A 14798-nucleotide genomic window follows, 5' to 3' on the forward strand; every position below is an offset into this window, starting at 1 on the left:
GGGCCGCGGAGAGAAAACGGAAGGCGGAGATCATGATCGGTCGCGTGCTGTCGAAAGGCGCCGTCCCCCTCGGCGTCGTGGGGATCATCCTGCTGCTGATCGTCCCGATCCCCGCGGCGCTGCTCGACGTCCTCATCGTGGCGAACATCATGTTCGCCCTGCTGATCCTGCTGACCGCGATGTTCGTGAAGAAGCCCCTCGACTTCTCGGTGTTCCCGAGCCTCCTGCTGGTGGCCACGCTGTTCCGCCTCGGGCTCAACGTCGCCTCCACCCGCTTGATCCTGAGCGAGGCGCACGCCGGTCAGGTCATCGCCGCCTTCGGGCAGATCACCATCAGCGGTTCGCTGGTGATCGGCGCCGTGATCTTCCTCATCCTCGCCGTCATTCAGTTCGTCGTCGTCACGAAGGGTGCCGAGCGCGTCGCCGAGGTGGGAGCGCGGTTCACCCTGGATGCCATGCCCGGCAAGCAGATGGCGATCGACGCCGACCTGAACGCGGGCCTCATCACCGACGACGAGGCACGTCGTCGACGCGCGGAGGTCGCCGCCGAGTCCGACTTCTACGGGGCGATGGACGGCGCGAGCAAGTTCGTCAAGGGCGACGCGATCGCCGGCATCGTCATCCTCGTCATCAACTTCGCCGGCGGCATCGTCATCGGCATGACCATGCACGGCATGACGATCGACAAGGCCCTCGAGACCTACAGCCTGCTGACCATCGGCGACGGACTCGTCACGCAGATCCCGGCGCTGCTGATGGCCGTGTCCACGGGCATGATCGTCACGCGCGAGAACGCCGAGGCCGAACTCGGTCGTGCCGCGGGACGCCAGCTCATGCAGTCGCGCAACGCCCTCATCATCACGGCGTTGGCGGCGCTCGGGTTGGGACTCATCCCGGGGATGCCGTTCCTGGCGTTCCTCGCGATCGGGGCCGCTCTGCTGTTCGCCGCCTCGCGGGTGAAGGCCAACGCCGATCGGGCCGCCGCCGATGCGGCCGATGCCGAGGCGCACCAGGCGGCGGAGGCCGCCGCCGAGCGCCCCGACGACCTCCTCGACACGATGCGCGTGCACGCCCTGGAGATCTCGCTGGCCCCCGACATCGTCGACCTCGCCGCCGGCGGCCAGGGCGATCTGCTCACGCGGGTGAAGGCGCTGCGCCGCAAGGTGGCCCTCGAACTCGGCACCCTCATGCCGCCCGTCCGCACGCGCGACAACGTCGAACTGCCGGCCGAGACGTACGCGATCCTCGTCGCGGGGGTCGAAGCGGGCAGGGGCACGGTGCCCCGCGGGCACGTCCTGGCGCTCGGCGCGGGCCTGGAACACCTCCCGGGCCGGGCCGTGGTCGACCCGGTGTTCGGGCTCGAGGGCAAGTGGGTGCGCACCGAGATGTCCCACGCCGCCGACCTGGCCGGGGCGACCGTCATCGATCGGTCGAGCGTCATCATCACCCACCTCTCCGACCTCGTCCACGCGCACGCGCATCGGCTGCTCTCCCTCGAAGACGTGCGACAGCTCACCGAGCACCTCAAGCAGTCCACGCCCGCGGCCGTGGACGAGCTCACCCCCGCACTGCTGCCGCTGCCCGTGGTGCAGCGGGTGCTGGCCACCCTCCTCGCCGAGAGGGTGTCGATCAACGACCTCGGGCGCATCTACGAGGCGCTGGCCCTGCGCGCGAAATCGTCGACGGAGATCCCCTCGCTGGTCGAAGCCGCCCGCAGTGCCCTCGGCCCGGCGATCGCCGCGCGCTTCGCGCAGGACGGCCGACTGCGCGTGGTGATGTTCGACACGGTCCTCGAGCAGCAGATGCTCGAGGGTCTGCGGCACGTCGACGGTCGCGCGCAGATCGTGCTGAGCGCCGAGGCGACCATGCAGGTGCTCGAGGGCGTCCGCCGCACCGTGTCCGAGATCGATCCCTCGGGGGGCGAGCCCGTGCTCGTGTGCGCGCCGTCGCTGCGTCAGGCCGTGCGCGCTCTCGTGTCCGGGCAGGTCGCGGGGATGCCGATCCTGTCCTACGACGAAGCCGCCGCCGGCGGGTTCGCGACCGACGTCATCGGGGTCGTGCGCAGGGAACAGGTGGCGATCGGCGCCGCCGGGTGAGCGGAATCCGCTCGTGATCGAGCAGAAAAGGTATATTCGTCGATAGGACGGCGCTCTGCGCACAAGCCAGGGAAGGCGGTCACGGCGGCATGCTCGTACTCACACGGCGCCCCAACGAGAGCATCATGATCGGCGACGACGTGACGGTCACGATCCTCGGGATCACCGCCACCGGCGTCCGCATCGGCATCGACGCCCCGCGTGACACCCGCATCCACCGCAGCGAGATCGTCGTCGGCGTCGTCTCCGAGAACCAGGACGCCCTCACCGCGTCGCGCTCCGACGAGGCGCAGACCGCCCTGCTGTCGGCACTGCGGGCGGTCGTCCCCGGGGAGTAGGGCGGGTCGTCGCGGCGGGGTCGCCGGTTACTGGCGCGCCGTTTCGTCGCGATAGTCGCGGGAGTGACGGGTGCACCGCACCGTCACGAGAACCCGACCCGAACGAGGGGACTTCCGTGGCAGCCACCGATCTGAGCATGCACCTGCTGCGCCAGCGCGAACTGCTCGAGCTGATGCTGTTCAAGCTCGAGGAGCTCGAACTGCTCGTGACCACGGGGCGCACGCGCTGGGTCCCGCAGGCCACGACCGAGGTCGAGCGCGTCGCCAAGGCCCTCGGCTCGGGCGCCATCCTCCGCGACACGATCTTCGTCGACGTGGCGACGGAGTGGGGAGCGCCCGAGGCCACCACCCTTCGCGAGCTCGTCGAGGTCGCGCCCACCGAGGCGTGGCGCGAGGTCATGGGGTCGCATCACACGGTCATGACGGGTCTGGCCGACGAGATCGCCCAGAAGAGGGACATCGTCAACCAGCACCTGCGGGCGGCGCTGCGGGTCACGCAGGAGACGATCGCCGGCCTCGGCGAACCGACCGGCGAGTACGCGGCGAGCGGGTCGCTCATCGCCGGTCGCGGCTCCCGTCTCCTCGACGTGCAGGTCTGAGCGCATGTCGACTTTCGCCGGACTCCAGGTCGCCGCGTCGGGACTCGCCGCGGCCCGCGCGGGGATGAACGTCACCGGGCAGAACATCGCCAACGAGACCACCACGGGCTACACCCGCCAGCGCGTCGAGCAGACCTCCGTGGCGCCGCCCGGCACCGCCGCCGCGTGGGCATCGGGGCTGAGCGCGGGGGGCGGGGTCGCTGTCACGGCGATCGCGCGCCTGGGCGACGAGGTGCTCGACGCCCGCGTGCGCGACGCACTGTCGGCGTCGGGGTTCTGGTCCGCCCGGGCTACGGCCGCGGGTGCCGCGGAGACCGTGCTCGCCGAACCGACGAAGGACGGGTTGGCGGCGAACCTCAGCCGTTTCTGGGCGGGGTGGTCCGATCTGGCGAACACCCCCGAGCCCGCGGCCGCGCAGGTGGTCCTCACCAACGCGACGGTCCTGGCCGCGCAGATCTCCTCGGGCTACGACAGCGTCGTCGGGCAGTGGTCCGACGCGCGCGCTCAGCTCGACCGCCACATCGCCGACGTCAACGTCACCGCGGCGCAGGTCGCGACCTTGAACGGGCAGATCCGGACGGCGCTGCAGTCGGGTCGATCGGCGAACGAGCTCATCGATCAGCGCAACGTGCTGGCCCAGCAGCTGTCGAGCGTCGTCGGAGCGACCGGTCGCCTCGAGGACGACGGGACCATGACCCTGCGCGTCGACGGCAACGCGCTCGTCTCGGGTGACACGAGCCGTTCCCTCGCCGTCACCGGCCCGCGCGAGATCACCGATCCGACGCGCATCACCGTGTCGTGGACGGACCGCCCCGACCTTCCGGTCGCGGTGACCGGCGGTTCGGTGGGGGGAGTGCTCAGCGTCCTGGCGCCCGCGGCCGAGGGGGGCACGCTCGCCGCGGTCGCGGACGCCTACAACGCCGTCGCCACCTCGCTCGCGCAGGCCGTCAACGGCATCCATCGTTCCGGGGTGACCTCGACGGGCGCCGCGGGCGGAGATTTCTTCGCGATGGATGCCACGGGTCCGGCCGCGCGCGGCCTGCGGGTGGTCCCCACGGGTCTCGATCAGCTGGCCCTCGCCGCACCGGGGGCGGGCGCGCTGGACACCTCGGTCGCCGACCGCATCTCGGTGCTCGGCGCCTCGCCCACCGGTCCCTCGCAGACGTGGTCGAGTTTCGTCACGGGCTTCGGCGTCTCGGTCGCGGGGGACGTGCAGCGCGCCGACACCGCGGACCGGGGCGCGATCGCCGCGATCACGGGCCAGCAGTCGCAGGCGTCGGTCGACGGTGACGAGGAGACGATCAACCTCCTGAAGTACCAGACCGCCTATCAGGCCGCCGCTCGCGTGCTGACCGCGGTCGACGAGGCGCTCGACCTGCTCATCAACCGCGTCGGCCTCGTCGGCCGCTGACCCCGGAGTGGCCATGATCGGACGCATCACCAGCAGCACCGTGAACCAGCAGGCGCTGCGCACCCTGCAGGCGGGACTCGCGGACCGCGCCCGCCTGCAGGATCAGGCGACCTCGCAGCGCGCAATCCGCTCGGCCAGCGACGACCCTGCGGCCGCGGCCGCGATCCTCGGGGTGCACGGCGAACAGGCGCGGGTGTCGCAGTACGCGCGCAACATCAGCGACGGACTGGCGTGGGTAACCACGGCCGACACGGCGCTGGGGGCGAGCATCGACCTGCTCAACCGAGCGCGCGATCTGACCGCGCAGGGCGCGAACTCGGGCGCCCTCAGTCAGACCGCTCGCGAGTCGATCGCGGCGGAACTCGACAGTCTGAGCAGGGAGCTGCTGGCGCAGGCGAACACGACGGTGCTCGGACGCACCGTCTTCGCGGGAACGGACGACAGCGGGTCCGCGTTCGACCCGACCACGTTCGCCCATGCCGGTTCGGGCGGCGCGGCCGTCGAACGGCGCGTCTCGGACGGTGAGAAGGTGCGCGTCGACCTCGACGGCGCGGAGGTGTTCGGGGACGGCGCCGACAGCGTGTTCGCGGCCCTTCGGGGCGTGGCCGCCGATCTGCGTTCGGGCGTCGAGGTGGGACCGCGGCTGGCCGACATCGACGGGCACCTCACGTCCCTCGCGACCGCCCGCGGGGTCACCGGAGCCCGTCAGGCGCAGATCGAGCGGGCGTCCGCCGCGAACACCAGCGTCGGTGTCGACCTCGAGGCGCGCCGCGCCGAGGTCGAGAACGTCGACACGCTCGAGGTCTACATCGCTCTGCAGTCGGCCGAGCTCGTCTACCAGTCCGCCCTGCAGGTGACGGCGAAGTCGCTGCAGACCAATCTCCTGGAGTTCCTCCGATGACCGTCACCACGGAGATCACCGATCTCGACATCGAGTTCGCCGCGTCCCTGCCCGGGCTCGCGCCGTTCACGTCCTTCCGTCTCTCCCGCATCGAGGGTGCGCAGGGACTGTACGCCCTGCGTTCCCGCGGCGAGGAGGTGCGGTTGTTCCTCGTGGATCCCTCGCTCGTCGTCGCCGGATACGCCCCGCGCATCACGCCCGCCATGCGCGAGGGGATCGGGGCGGGGGAGGACGATGCCCGGGTGTTCGTCGTGGCGAATCCGTCGGACGACGGGGTCTTCGTGAACCTCCGCGCGCCCGTGCTCCTCAACCCGCGCACGGGCGCGGCGGTGCAGGTCATCTTCGACGACGCGTCCTACCCGTTGCGCGCTCGGCTGGGCGCGACCGCGGCGCCCTAGGCGCGCGCCGGCCGCCCGGCGAATCGACGCGAAACACTCTCCCGCCGGGGGGTTCGACGCGCTAGGATCATCACGAAAACGAGCAGAAACCGTCCCCGCACCGCGCCCGAACGCGATGCGTGCCCACCCGAAGGGCGTGGGACGGACTCAGCCCGCGGTGCGTGATCCCGGTTCCGGGAGAGCACGGTGGCGAGCTCGGCGGCCTTCGCGTGCCGCCGGATTCGAGGCCGTCTCGGTCGGAGGCGTGTTCCCGGCGGCGGGCGACGACGTGCACCTCCGCCGCCCCACCCCGAGGGGCGGTCCGCCGGCATCCGGTGGGGGAGGGCGCGCCGCAGCACGGTCCACCTGTCGTCAGCGGATTGGCAACCCCGAATCCCCTTCCGATGGCGACGCATACGCTCGTTCACGAGCACAAAGCAATGGATGGTGAGATATGCCTGTCACGAGGTCTGATGAGCCCAAGGTGAGCAAGCGCGAGTTCGTCCAGCGAGTGTCCAAGCGCGCCGGATTGTCCCTGCGGACGACCCAGCTCGCTTACGACGCGATCTTCGAGGAGATCCTCGACCTGGTCAACGCCGGCAACCGCGTCACCCTGACCGGGTTCGGCAAGTTCTACGCCCAGCCCCACAAGGGACACAACGTCGTGCTGAACATCCGCGACGACCCCCATGCCCGCGGGCAGGTCGACGATTACGCGGTGCTGAAGTTCTCCGCCACCCGCGAGGTCAACAAGAAGGTGACGGTGACGCCGAGATCGCGTGACGGCGAGTCCCGTCAGCGCTCGAACGAGTAGCTGGTCTGTCCGACGAGGGTGAGGGTGATCCGGGCCGGGAGCTCGTCGGGGATCTCCTCGTCCTCGTCCATCGCATCGATCTTGGACACGGGGATCGAGATGTTCCCATCGTCCTCGAACACCACGTCGCGCGGTGCGAAGGAGAAGAAGAGCGAGCGCTGGGTGTTGCGCAGCTCGACGGAGCGGTGCACGTCGCTGCGCTCGTGGAGGTTGAGCACGGTCTCGTCGGCGAGGATCGAGCCGTCGAGATACTTCGCCTCGATGCGGTAGGTGCTCGGTTCGATCGCCTTGATGTTCAGGTCCTCGACGACCTCGGAGAATCTCGCGTCGGGGTGGTTCATCTCGAAGGCGATCGCGCGGAGGTGGTCGTAGGTCAGATTCACGCGACGCGAGAACAGGGCGGCGTTCTCCACCTCGGATGCCGCGGCGTGCGGCGCCTGGTCGGCGAGGTATTCGCGGACCTCGTCGGGACCCGGGTAATCGAACCGCATGTGGTAGTGGAAACGTCCCGGACGATTGACGATGTAATGGCTGACGTCCTGAACGTCGTTGACCGTCACGCAATAGATGCGGCGCACCGACGACATTCCGTCGAAAAGCGTGAGGAACTGATTCTGGCGGTTGGGCCCGGCCAGATGGCCGCGCCCCGACGTGAAGACCTTCTCGAACTCGTCGAAGATGACGAGGCATTCGTCGAGGGTGTCGAGGAAGTCGACGATGCCGTCGGCGTCTTCGCTGACGACGATCACCGGCAGGCCCTGGGAGATGGCTCGTTCCGCGACCATGCGGAGGAACATCGACTTGCCCTGGCCCTTGTTGCCGGACAGCATCACGCCCAGGTTGCGATCGAGTCGCGCGTAGGTGCGGAAGATCTTGTCGACCTTCGCCTCGCGGTGGCCGTAGACCTTCTCGGCGCCCACCTGCAGGTCGGCGATGCGGACGAGGCTGAATCCCTCTTTGCTGCTGAAACGTACGCGGTACGTGCCGAGGGGAAGGCAGTCATGAGCTTTGACGGCGGAGTCGTAAACCCGAACCTGTCCGCCGGTCTCGATGTAGGTACTGCTCACGTGGTCGTGCTCCTCAATGGGGGAAGGGGCGTGCCGGTGGGGCTGTCAATACTCTAAGAATTAGATGAGTAGTTTCTAATCTAAGCCCCGAAAGGCTCGTTTCAAGACCATTTCGACGGGGCGGGAGAGCCGCCACGCCGCTTCCGCGGCGTCGAGTCGGCCAGGGGCGGAACGACTCGTAAAGGAAAGGAAAAGCGCGCATGCGAAATGCGGATCCGACGCGGGGGCGGTCGGCGCGCGCTCTTCCCCGGGGGGCATGGACCCGCCTCCCCGCAGGTGGGGTGCGCCGGCCGTTCGAGGGAGCGACCGGCGGGGGCGGTACGTGACCCCGGCCGCCCCCGAGATCGACGGCGGCGGGGCGCACGACGGCGTCGGCGGCGCGGCGATCGCGCTGAACCTCACGTTCCGCATCGGCGATCAGCGGACGAGGCCCGAGGTCTGGCGCGCCCTCATCCACTCCTCGGTCGAGGGAGGCCGCGGGGAGCACGTGCTGGCCGAGGCCACCCTCCACCGCGTCCACTACGCGAACCCTCGCTGGCTCGAGCAGCTGCGGGACGCCGTTCCGGATCTGTCGTCCATCGGTTCCGCCTTCGCCGATCGCGAGCTGATCTCGATGATCGACGAGTCGTCGCTGTTCACCGACAGCCTCTGCGTCATCTCCTCCATCGAGGTCGACGATGCCGCGGTCGGCTCCCTCGTCACGCATTCGCTCGTGCGCGGGGTCGCGCGGGTCTTCGACGGCGACACGATCGCGCTCGTGATCGCGGGTGCCTTCGCCGTCTCGGGGTCGGCGCCGGCGCTCGATGCCCCGGGGCTGGCCGCGCGGCGGGCGCACTGGGCGCAGATCGGTTTCGTCGACATCCCCGGCACGGCCTCGATGCTCCTTCCGGTGGGCGCGCGGCCCTGACGGCGGACGTCGGAGGGGTGCTCCCGTTCGGCGCTCTAGGGTGAGGGGAGACGATGAGAGGGGCCCGCGAGTGGCTGACGAACGCGAACGACTGAGCTGGGACGACTTCGGGTCCGCGACGAGGGACATCTCGCGCGCGATCGTGGCCGACGGATTCCATCCCGAGGTCGTCGTGGCCATCGCGCGCGGCGGGCTGCTGCCCGGCGGCGCGATCGCGTACGGCCTCGGCGTGAAGAACTGCGGCGCGCTGAACGTGGAGTTCTACACCGGCGTGGGAACGGTGCTCGATGCCCCCGAGGTGCTCCCTCCCGCCCTCGACCTGTCGTACCTGAGCGGACGCCGGGTGCTGCTCGTCGACGACGTCGCCGACAGCGGGCGCACACTCGATCTCGCCGTGAAGCTCTTGGACCGGCACGGCGCCGAGGCCCGCTCGGCGGTGATCTACACGAAGCCGTCGACGATCATCACGCCGGACTACTCGTGGAAGAACACCGACCTGTGGATCGATTTCCCCTGGTCGCACCAGGGCTCGGTCCACGAAGAAGACGCGGCGTGACGGCGAAGTCGCTCGCCGAACTCGCGGACGCCGGCCTCATCGACCCGTCGTGGGTCGAGCCCCTCGCCCCGGTCGCCGACGATATCGCCGCGGTGGGCGAGCGCCTGCGCGCCGAGGGGCAGCCCTATCTCCCCGCCGGCGATCTCGTGCTGCGGGCGTTCCGCACCCCCGTCGACGAGGTGCGCGTGCTGATCGTCGGCCAGGATCCCTACCCGACTCCCGGGCACCCGATCGGTCTGTCGTTCGCCGTCGACGCGCACGTGCGGCCGCTTCCGCGGAGCCTCGCGAACATCTACCGCGAGCTGGACGACGACCTCGGCATCGCTCCGGCTCCGCACGGCGACCTGTCGGCCTGGGCGGCGCAGGGCGTGATGCTGTTGAACAGGGTGCTGACGGTGGCGCCCGGGCAGCCGGCATCCCATCGCGGGTGGGGCTGGGAGCGGGTGACCGCGCACGCGATCCAGGTGCTCGTCGAGCGCGACCGCCCGCTCGTCGCGGTGCTGTGGGGCAAGGATGCCGGCAACCTCGGCCCCCTGCTCGGCGAGACGGCGATCGTGTCGTCGGCTCATCCGTCGCCGCTGTCGGCGCGTCGCGGGTTCTTCGGTTCGCGGCCGTTCTCGCGCATCAACGCCCTGCTCGAAGAGCAGGGGGCGGATGCCGTGGACTGGCGCATCCCCGCCTGACCCGGTTCCGCACAGTCGCCGCCCGCCGCCCGCCGTCGCCACGAGGACGTCGGGGATCCGCCGCCGCGTGACCCCTCGCCGCGCTCGATCCTGAGCCCGCCGGCCGCGAGGAGGCGCGGGACCCTCCGCCGCGCGACGCGACGCCCCGACGGGCGCGGCACCCTCCGCCGCGCGACCCGACGGGGCACGTGGCCCCTCGCTGCATCGGGCACGCCTCCGTGGACGCCCGGGCCGGGACACACGCGCGAAACCACCGCGCCCGTAGAGTGGCGGGGTGCTGGAAGAGGAGTACGAGAAGAGCCGTCGGCGTCTGCCCGCCCACCTGCGGCGCGCGCCGGAGCCGGAACGCCCCTTCTCGTTCGAGATCCGGCCGGCGACCGAGGCCGACATCCCCGACATCCGCGAGATCTACAACTACTACGTGCGCAACTCGGTGGTGACCTTCGACGAGAAGGCCTGGTCGATCGCGAAGTGGCGCGACAAGTTCGCCACGCTCCACAAGCTCGGCCTGCCCTTCCTCGTCGCCCAGTCTCCGAGCGGCCAGATCCTCGGGTACGCGCTCGTGCAGCCGTGGCAGTCGAAGTCGGCGTACCGCTACACGGTCGAGAACTCGATCTACCTCGGACAGGCGGCCGCGGGCAAGGGCCTCGGTCGTGCGCTGCTCGAGGCGCTCATCGCCGCATGCCAGGATCTCGGCATCCGCGAGATGGTCGCCGCGATCAGCGACAAGGGCGCCGACGCCTCGATCGCCCTGCACGAGAAGCTGGGCTTCACCGAGGTGGGCCGCATGGGTCGCGTCGGCTTCAAGTTCGGACGGTGGCTCGGCGTCGTCTACCTGCAGAAGAGCATCCCGTCGAAGAAGAAGCGGCGCAAGCTGTTCGGCTGAGGGCCGGGCTCCTCTCCGGATGCCGCGGGCGGCGAGCGAAACTCCTGAGGGTCGGGTCCCGAGCGCCCTTCGCGGGCGCTGCGGCGGGATCCGGCGTCCGGTTTCTCAGGAGGTTCGCGCGTGGTCGGCGGGACATCCGCCCCCGGGCGACGCCGTGCGCTCAGCGCTCGCGCGGCGAGGGCGATGCGGCGTGACGCACCTCGTCGACGAGCGTGCGCCACGGCCCCTCGATCTGCGCGTCGCCGAGCCGAGCCCGGTGCACGGCGGTGTCGCCGCGGTGCACCTCGATGCGCCACTGGTAGCGGTCCGCGCCGGGCGAGGCCGTCGCGGCGGCATCCCACGGGCAGCTCTCCACGAGCTCGCGCCAGCGGGGAGCACGCTCCGGATCGGGCTCGGCCCGCCACTGCTTCGACAGGCCCGCGATCCCGCCCGAACGCACCACGATCACGACGAAGCGCTCGGGCGACGTGCTGTCAGGCTGCGGCATCCTCCTCGACGCCGACCCCGGCCCATGCGGCGCGGACGGCGGCGACCTCCTCCGACTCCTCACCGTACTGGGTGGCCGCCGCGGCCAGGGTGGCGGCGGCGAACGCGCGGAAGTCGGCGGTCGGTGAGAGCGTGCCCGCGGTGAGGGTGCGGTACCAGATGAGCCCGGCGCGCTCCCACGCGAAACCGCCCAGGGCCGTCGCCGTGAGGTAGAACGCGCGGTTGGGGATGCCGGAGTTGATGTGCACGCCCCCGTTGTCGTCGGAGGTCTCGACGTAGTCGCGCATGTGCCCCGGCTGGGGGTCTTTGCCCAGCACGTCGTCGTCGTACGCCGTGCCCGGCGCCTTCATGGACCGCAGCGCCTCACCCTGCACGTCGGGCGCGAAGATGCCCGCACCGATCAGCCACGTCGCCTCGTCGGCGCGCTGCCGGCCGTGGTGCTGTTCGGCGAGGGCCCCGAAGACGTCGGAGAGGGATTCGTTGAGCGCCCCCGACTGCCCCTGGTATTCGAGGCCGCCGGAGGCCTCGGTCACCCCGTGGCCGAGCTCGTGGGCGATGACGCTCAGCGACCGGGTGAACCCGACGAACACGTCGCCGTCGCCGTCGCCGAACACCATGCGCTCGCCGTTCCAGAACGCGTTGTCGTAGTCGTCGCCGTAGTGCACCGTGGCCAGCAGCGACCCGCCCGCGGCGTCGATGCCGTCTCGACCGAAGGCGTCCCAGAAGAAGTCGTACGTCTCGCCCAGACCGTCGTACGCCTCGTCGACGGCCCCGTCGCCGGTGGGGGCGTCGTCTTCGCTGCGCACGCGTCGGCCGGGCAGGTTCTCGGTGTTCGCCGCGTCGGAGATGATGCGGTCGGGGGCGGGGCCGGTCTCGGCGACCAGCGCGTCGCCCTCGATCGACAGTCGCAGTCGCGTGCGCGTGGGCCGCGGCGGGCGGGGCAGGGCGAGGGTCTTCCGCGCCGCCGCGGCCGCCCGCGCGAGGCGGGGGTCGTCGGTCTGCGCGAGACGGTCGAGCAGGAACGGGGGGACGATGCCGGGGGTCATGCGCCGAGGGTAGCGCCGAGCTCCGACATCGCGGCATCCCTTGCTCGAGGCCGGTGGACGGGATCCGCCGTCGAGCGCCGGGGGAGGAGCCGAGCTCGAGGTCGGGCGCGGGAGTCTCCCCGGGAGGAGCCTTACCCCGGGAGCGTCGGAATGGATGCCAGCAGCTGCCGCGTGTACGCCGCCTGGGGCTGCAGCAGCACCTTCTCGGTCGGCCCCTGCTCGACGATGCGGCCGTCCTTCATGACGACGACCTGGTCGCACACGTTCTGCACCACGCCGATGTCGTGCGAGACGAGCACGAGCGTGAGCTCCTGCTCGGCGCGCAGGCGGGCGATCAGCCGTAGGATCTGCGCCCGGACGGTGACGTCGAGCGCCGACAGCGGCTCGTCGCCGACGAGGATGCGCGGGCGGTGCACGATCGCCCGCGCGAGGGCGATGCGCTGACGCTGTCCGCCCGAGAACTCGTGCGGGAACCGCGGCCCCGCGTCCGCGTCGAGGCCCACCTGTTCGAGCACCTCGCGCACCCGCGCCCGCCGGTCGCCCTCGATGCCGAGCGCCCACAGCGGCTCTCCCACGATCCGCTCGACGTTCATGCGCGGGTCCAGCGAGGCGTAGGGGTCCTGGAAGACGATGCCGGTGGCCTGGCGCAGCCAGTGCAGCGAGCGGGCCGAACCGCGGCCGTCGACGGTGCGCCCGTCGACCTCGACGGTGCCGGTGCTGGGCACGTCGAGACCGAGCAGCAGGCGCACGAGCGTCGACTTGCCCGAGCCCGACTCGCCGATGATGCCGACGGCCGACCCCGCGGTGACCGTCAGGTCGACGTCGACGAGCCCGGCGGTGCGCTCGGCGCGGCCGAAGCCGCGCGTACGCGGGGCGAGGTAGTCGCGCGAGAGCCCGCGCGCGCGGATCAGCGCCTCGGTCACGGTGACTCCTCTCCGTCGGGGTCGACCGAGGGCGCGGCATCCGGGAGCGGCGTGGATGCGGGCGGCCCCGATCGCTCCGGATGCCACAGCGTCGCGGTCGCGTCGCGCAGCAGCGCCCGCGTGACCGGCGACGACGGCGCGCGCAGCAGGTCGTCGACCGCGCCCTGCTCGACCACCCGCCCGTGTTCGAGCACGACGGCGTGGGTCGCCACCTGGGCCAGCACGGCGAGATCGTGAGTGATGAACACGAGCGACATCCCGGCATCCTGGACGAGGTCGCGCAGCAGCGCGAGGATGCCCGCCTGGATGGTCACGTCGAGCGCCGTCGTGGGCTCGTCGGCGATGAGAAGGCGCGGGCGACACGCGAGCGCCATGGCGATCGCGACGCGCTGGCGCTGCCCGCCCGACAACTGGTGCGGGTAGCGCGAGACGAGCCGCTGCGGATCGGGGAGGGCGACGCGCTCCGCCTCGATCACGGCGCGGCGCAGGGCCTCACGGCGTGAGACGCCCTCGTGGATGCGCACGGACTCGCCGATCTGGCGGCCCACGGTGCGGATCGGGTTCAGCGCCGTTCGCGGCTCCTGGAAGACGATGCCGATGTCGTCGCCGCGCAGGGCGGCGAGCTGCGCGTCGGGCAGGCCGAGGATCTCGCGGTCGTTCCACCGCACGCTGCCCGTCGCGCGCGCGCCCTCGGGGAGGAGCCCGAGGATCGCCAGGGAGGTCAGCGATTTACCCGAGCCCGACTCTCCGATCAGGCCCACGCGGGCGCCGTCGGGCACGTCGAACGACACCCCGTCCACGACCGTGCGGCCGCCGATCTCGATGCGGAGGTCTCTCACGACGAGGCTCACGCGACCACCCCCGGGACCGGGGTGCGCGCGGACGGGGTCCGCTCGGCGAGCGTCGGGTCGGCGGCCTCGCGCAGCGCGTCGCCGAGCAGGTTCAACCCGAGCACGGTGAGGGTGATCGCGAGCCCCGGCCACACGACCGTCAGCGGATGAACGGCGATGTAGCGCTGCAGATCGCTCAGCAGCACGCCCCACGACGGCTGGGTGACCGGCGCGCCGAAGCCGAGGTACGACAGTCCCGCCTCCGCCAGGACGGCGACGGCCATGCCCCACGACAGCTGCACGATGAATACCGGAGCGACGTTGGGCAGCAGGTGGCGCGTGAGGTTCTGCCACGTCGAGAGGCCGCTCGCGCGCCCCGCGAGCACGAAGTCGCTGTGCAGCACGCGACGCAGCTCGGGACGCGTGACGCGGGCGATGTTCACGCCGAAGCCGATGCCCACCGCCCAGATCACGACGAGGAGCGACCCGCCCCACACCGCCGAGATCATCATCGCGATGATCAGCACCGGGAACGCCACCAGGATGTCGACGAGCACGGCGACGCTCTCGCGGATCCACCGGGCGGTGAGCGCGCCGAGGGCGGCGAGGGCGATGCCCAGGACCGAGGCGACCACCCCGGCGCCCACCGCCACGACGACGGTGGTGCGGGCTCCGGCCATCATCAGGCTCGCGATGTCGCGGCCGCTGTCATCGGTGCCGAGCACGTGCGGCCACGAGGGGTCCGCCCACCGCGATCTCACGTCGACCGAGGCCGGGTCGAAGGGCGTCCAGACGAGCGAGACGAGGGCGGTGAGCAGGACCAGCCCCACCACCAGGACGCCGAAACGGCCGGTGCCCATCGCGAGCAGACGTCTCAG

17 protein-coding genes are annotated in these 14798 nt (G+C 71.2%); 11 read left to right on the forward strand and 6 right to left on the reverse strand.

Annotated features, from left to right (window positions below; all coding sequences use genetic code 11):
* Nucleotides 1-32: 32 nt before the first annotated feature.
* The 7 genes from AB1K56_RS04630 to AB1K56_RS04660 all read left to right on the forward strand — a co-directional run bounded on the left by AB1K56_RS04630 (nt 33) and on the right by AB1K56_RS04660 (nt 6536).
* A complete protein-coding gene (locus tag AB1K56_RS04630) occupies nt 33-2096 on the forward strand; it encodes a flagellar biosynthesis protein FlhA (protein WP_371204775.1) in 2064 nt (687 codons plus the stop codon).
* Between the two features lie 89 nt (nt 2097-2185).
* Nucleotides 2186-2434 carry a carbon storage regulator CsrA gene (gene csrA, locus AB1K56_RS04635; protein WP_264630318.1) on the forward strand — a complete coding sequence of 83 codons (249 nt, stop codon included), beginning with the start codon at nt 2186-2188 and terminating at the stop codon, nt 2432-2434.
* A 116-nt stretch (nt 2435-2550) separates the two neighbouring features.
* Nucleotides 2551-3033: a flagellar protein FlgN gene (locus AB1K56_RS04640; protein ID WP_371204776.1), complete on the forward strand. Its 483-nt coding sequence runs from the start codon at nt 2551-2553 to the stop codon at nt 3031-3033.
* Between the two features lie 4 nt (nt 3034-3037).
* Complete coding sequence (gene flgK, locus AB1K56_RS04645) at nt 3038-4444, forward strand: flagellar hook-associated protein FlgK (RefSeq protein WP_371204777.1); 1407 nt, start codon at nt 3038-3040, stop codon at nt 4442-4444.
* A gap of 13 nt (nt 4445-4457) precedes the next feature.
* A complete protein-coding gene (gene flgL / locus AB1K56_RS04650) occupies nt 4458-5345 on the forward strand; it encodes a flagellar hook-associated protein FlgL (protein ID WP_371204778.1) in 888 nt (295 codons plus the stop codon).
* Nucleotides 5342-5743, forward strand: a complete 402-nt coding sequence (locus AB1K56_RS04655; RefSeq protein ID WP_371204779.1) for a flagellar assembly protein FliW — start codon at nt 5342-5344, stop codon at nt 5741-5743. Before flgL ends, AB1K56_RS04655 begins: the two co-directional genes overlap by 4 nt.
* A gap of 463 nt (nt 5744-6206) precedes the next feature.
* Nucleotides 6207-6536 (forward strand): HU family DNA-binding protein, encoded by a 330-nt coding sequence (locus tag AB1K56_RS04660; RefSeq protein WP_371204780.1) that lies wholly within the window; start codon nt 6207-6209, stop codon nt 6534-6536.
* Here AB1K56_RS04660 and AB1K56_RS04665 read toward each other — a convergent pair.
* Nucleotides 6518-7603 (reverse strand): AAA family ATPase, encoded by a 1086-nt coding sequence (locus tag AB1K56_RS04665; protein ID WP_371204781.1) that lies wholly within the window; start codon nt 7601-7603, stop codon nt 6518-6520. The two genes, AB1K56_RS04660 and AB1K56_RS04665, sit on opposite strands and share 19 nt — an antisense overlap.
* 322 nt (nt 7604-7925) lie before the next feature.
* On the opposite strand from AB1K56_RS04665, the gene AB1K56_RS04670 reads away from it, so the two are divergent.
* From AB1K56_RS04670 to AB1K56_RS04685, 4 genes are all read left to right on the forward strand, one after another.
* The gene (locus AB1K56_RS04670) at nt 7926-8510 is read left to right on the forward strand and encodes a hypothetical protein (RefSeq protein ID WP_371204782.1); all 585 of its coding nucleotides are present in this window, start codon (nt 7926-7928) and stop codon (nt 8508-8510) included.
* 70 nt (nt 8511-8580) lie between these two features.
* Entirely contained in the window at nt 8581-9066 is a 486-nt protein-coding gene (locus AB1K56_RS04675; protein WP_264630326.1) for a phosphoribosyltransferase, read from the forward strand.
* Nucleotides 9063-9749, forward strand: a complete 687-nt coding sequence (locus tag AB1K56_RS04680; protein ID WP_371204783.1) for a uracil-DNA glycosylase — start codon at nt 9063-9065, stop codon at nt 9747-9749. The genes AB1K56_RS04675 and AB1K56_RS04680 overlap by 4 nt, the downstream gene beginning before the upstream one ends.
* A gap of 274 nt (nt 9750-10023) precedes the next feature.
* The gene (locus tag AB1K56_RS04685) at nt 10024-10635 is read left to right on the forward strand and encodes a GNAT family N-acetyltransferase (RefSeq protein ID WP_264630328.1); all 612 of its coding nucleotides are present in this window, start codon (nt 10024-10026) and stop codon (nt 10633-10635) included.
* A gap of 160 nt (nt 10636-10795) precedes the next feature.
* Here AB1K56_RS04685 and AB1K56_RS04690 read toward each other — a convergent pair whose 3' ends face one another.
* From AB1K56_RS04690 to AB1K56_RS04710, 5 genes are all read right to left on the reverse strand, one after another.
* The gene (locus tag AB1K56_RS04690; protein ID WP_371204784.1) at nt 10796-11122 is read right to left on the reverse strand and encodes a protealysin inhibitor emfourin; all 327 of its coding nucleotides are present in this window, start codon (nt 11120-11122) and stop codon (nt 10796-10798) included.
* Nucleotides 11109-12167, reverse strand: coding sequence for a M4 family metallopeptidase (locus AB1K56_RS04695; RefSeq protein WP_371204785.1), 1059 nt, complete (start codon nt 12165-12167; stop codon nt 11109-11111). Before AB1K56_RS04695 ends, AB1K56_RS04690 begins: the two co-directional genes overlap by 14 nt.
* A gap of 131 nt (nt 12168-12298) precedes the next feature.
* Nucleotides 12299-13090 (reverse strand): ABC transporter ATP-binding protein, encoded by a 792-nt coding sequence (locus AB1K56_RS04700; RefSeq protein WP_371204786.1) that lies wholly within the window; start codon nt 13088-13090, stop codon nt 12299-12301.
* A complete protein-coding gene (locus AB1K56_RS04705; RefSeq protein ID WP_371204787.1) occupies nt 13087-13941 on the reverse strand; it encodes an ATP-binding cassette domain-containing protein in 855 nt (284 codons plus the stop codon). Before AB1K56_RS04705 ends, AB1K56_RS04700 begins: the two co-directional genes overlap by 4 nt.
* Nucleotides 13938-14780 (reverse strand): ABC transporter permease, encoded by an 843-nt coding sequence (locus AB1K56_RS04710; protein ID WP_371205055.1) that lies wholly within the window; start codon nt 14778-14780, stop codon nt 13938-13940. Before AB1K56_RS04710 ends, AB1K56_RS04705 begins: the two co-directional genes overlap by 4 nt.
* Nucleotides 14781-14798 lie beyond the last annotated feature (18 nt).

This window comes from Microbacterium sp. BWR-S6Y, from assembly GCF_041379845.1.
In the GTDB taxonomy this organism is placed as follows: Bacteria; Actinomycetota; Actinomycetes; order Actinomycetales; family Microbacteriaceae; genus Microbacterium; species Microbacterium hydrothermale.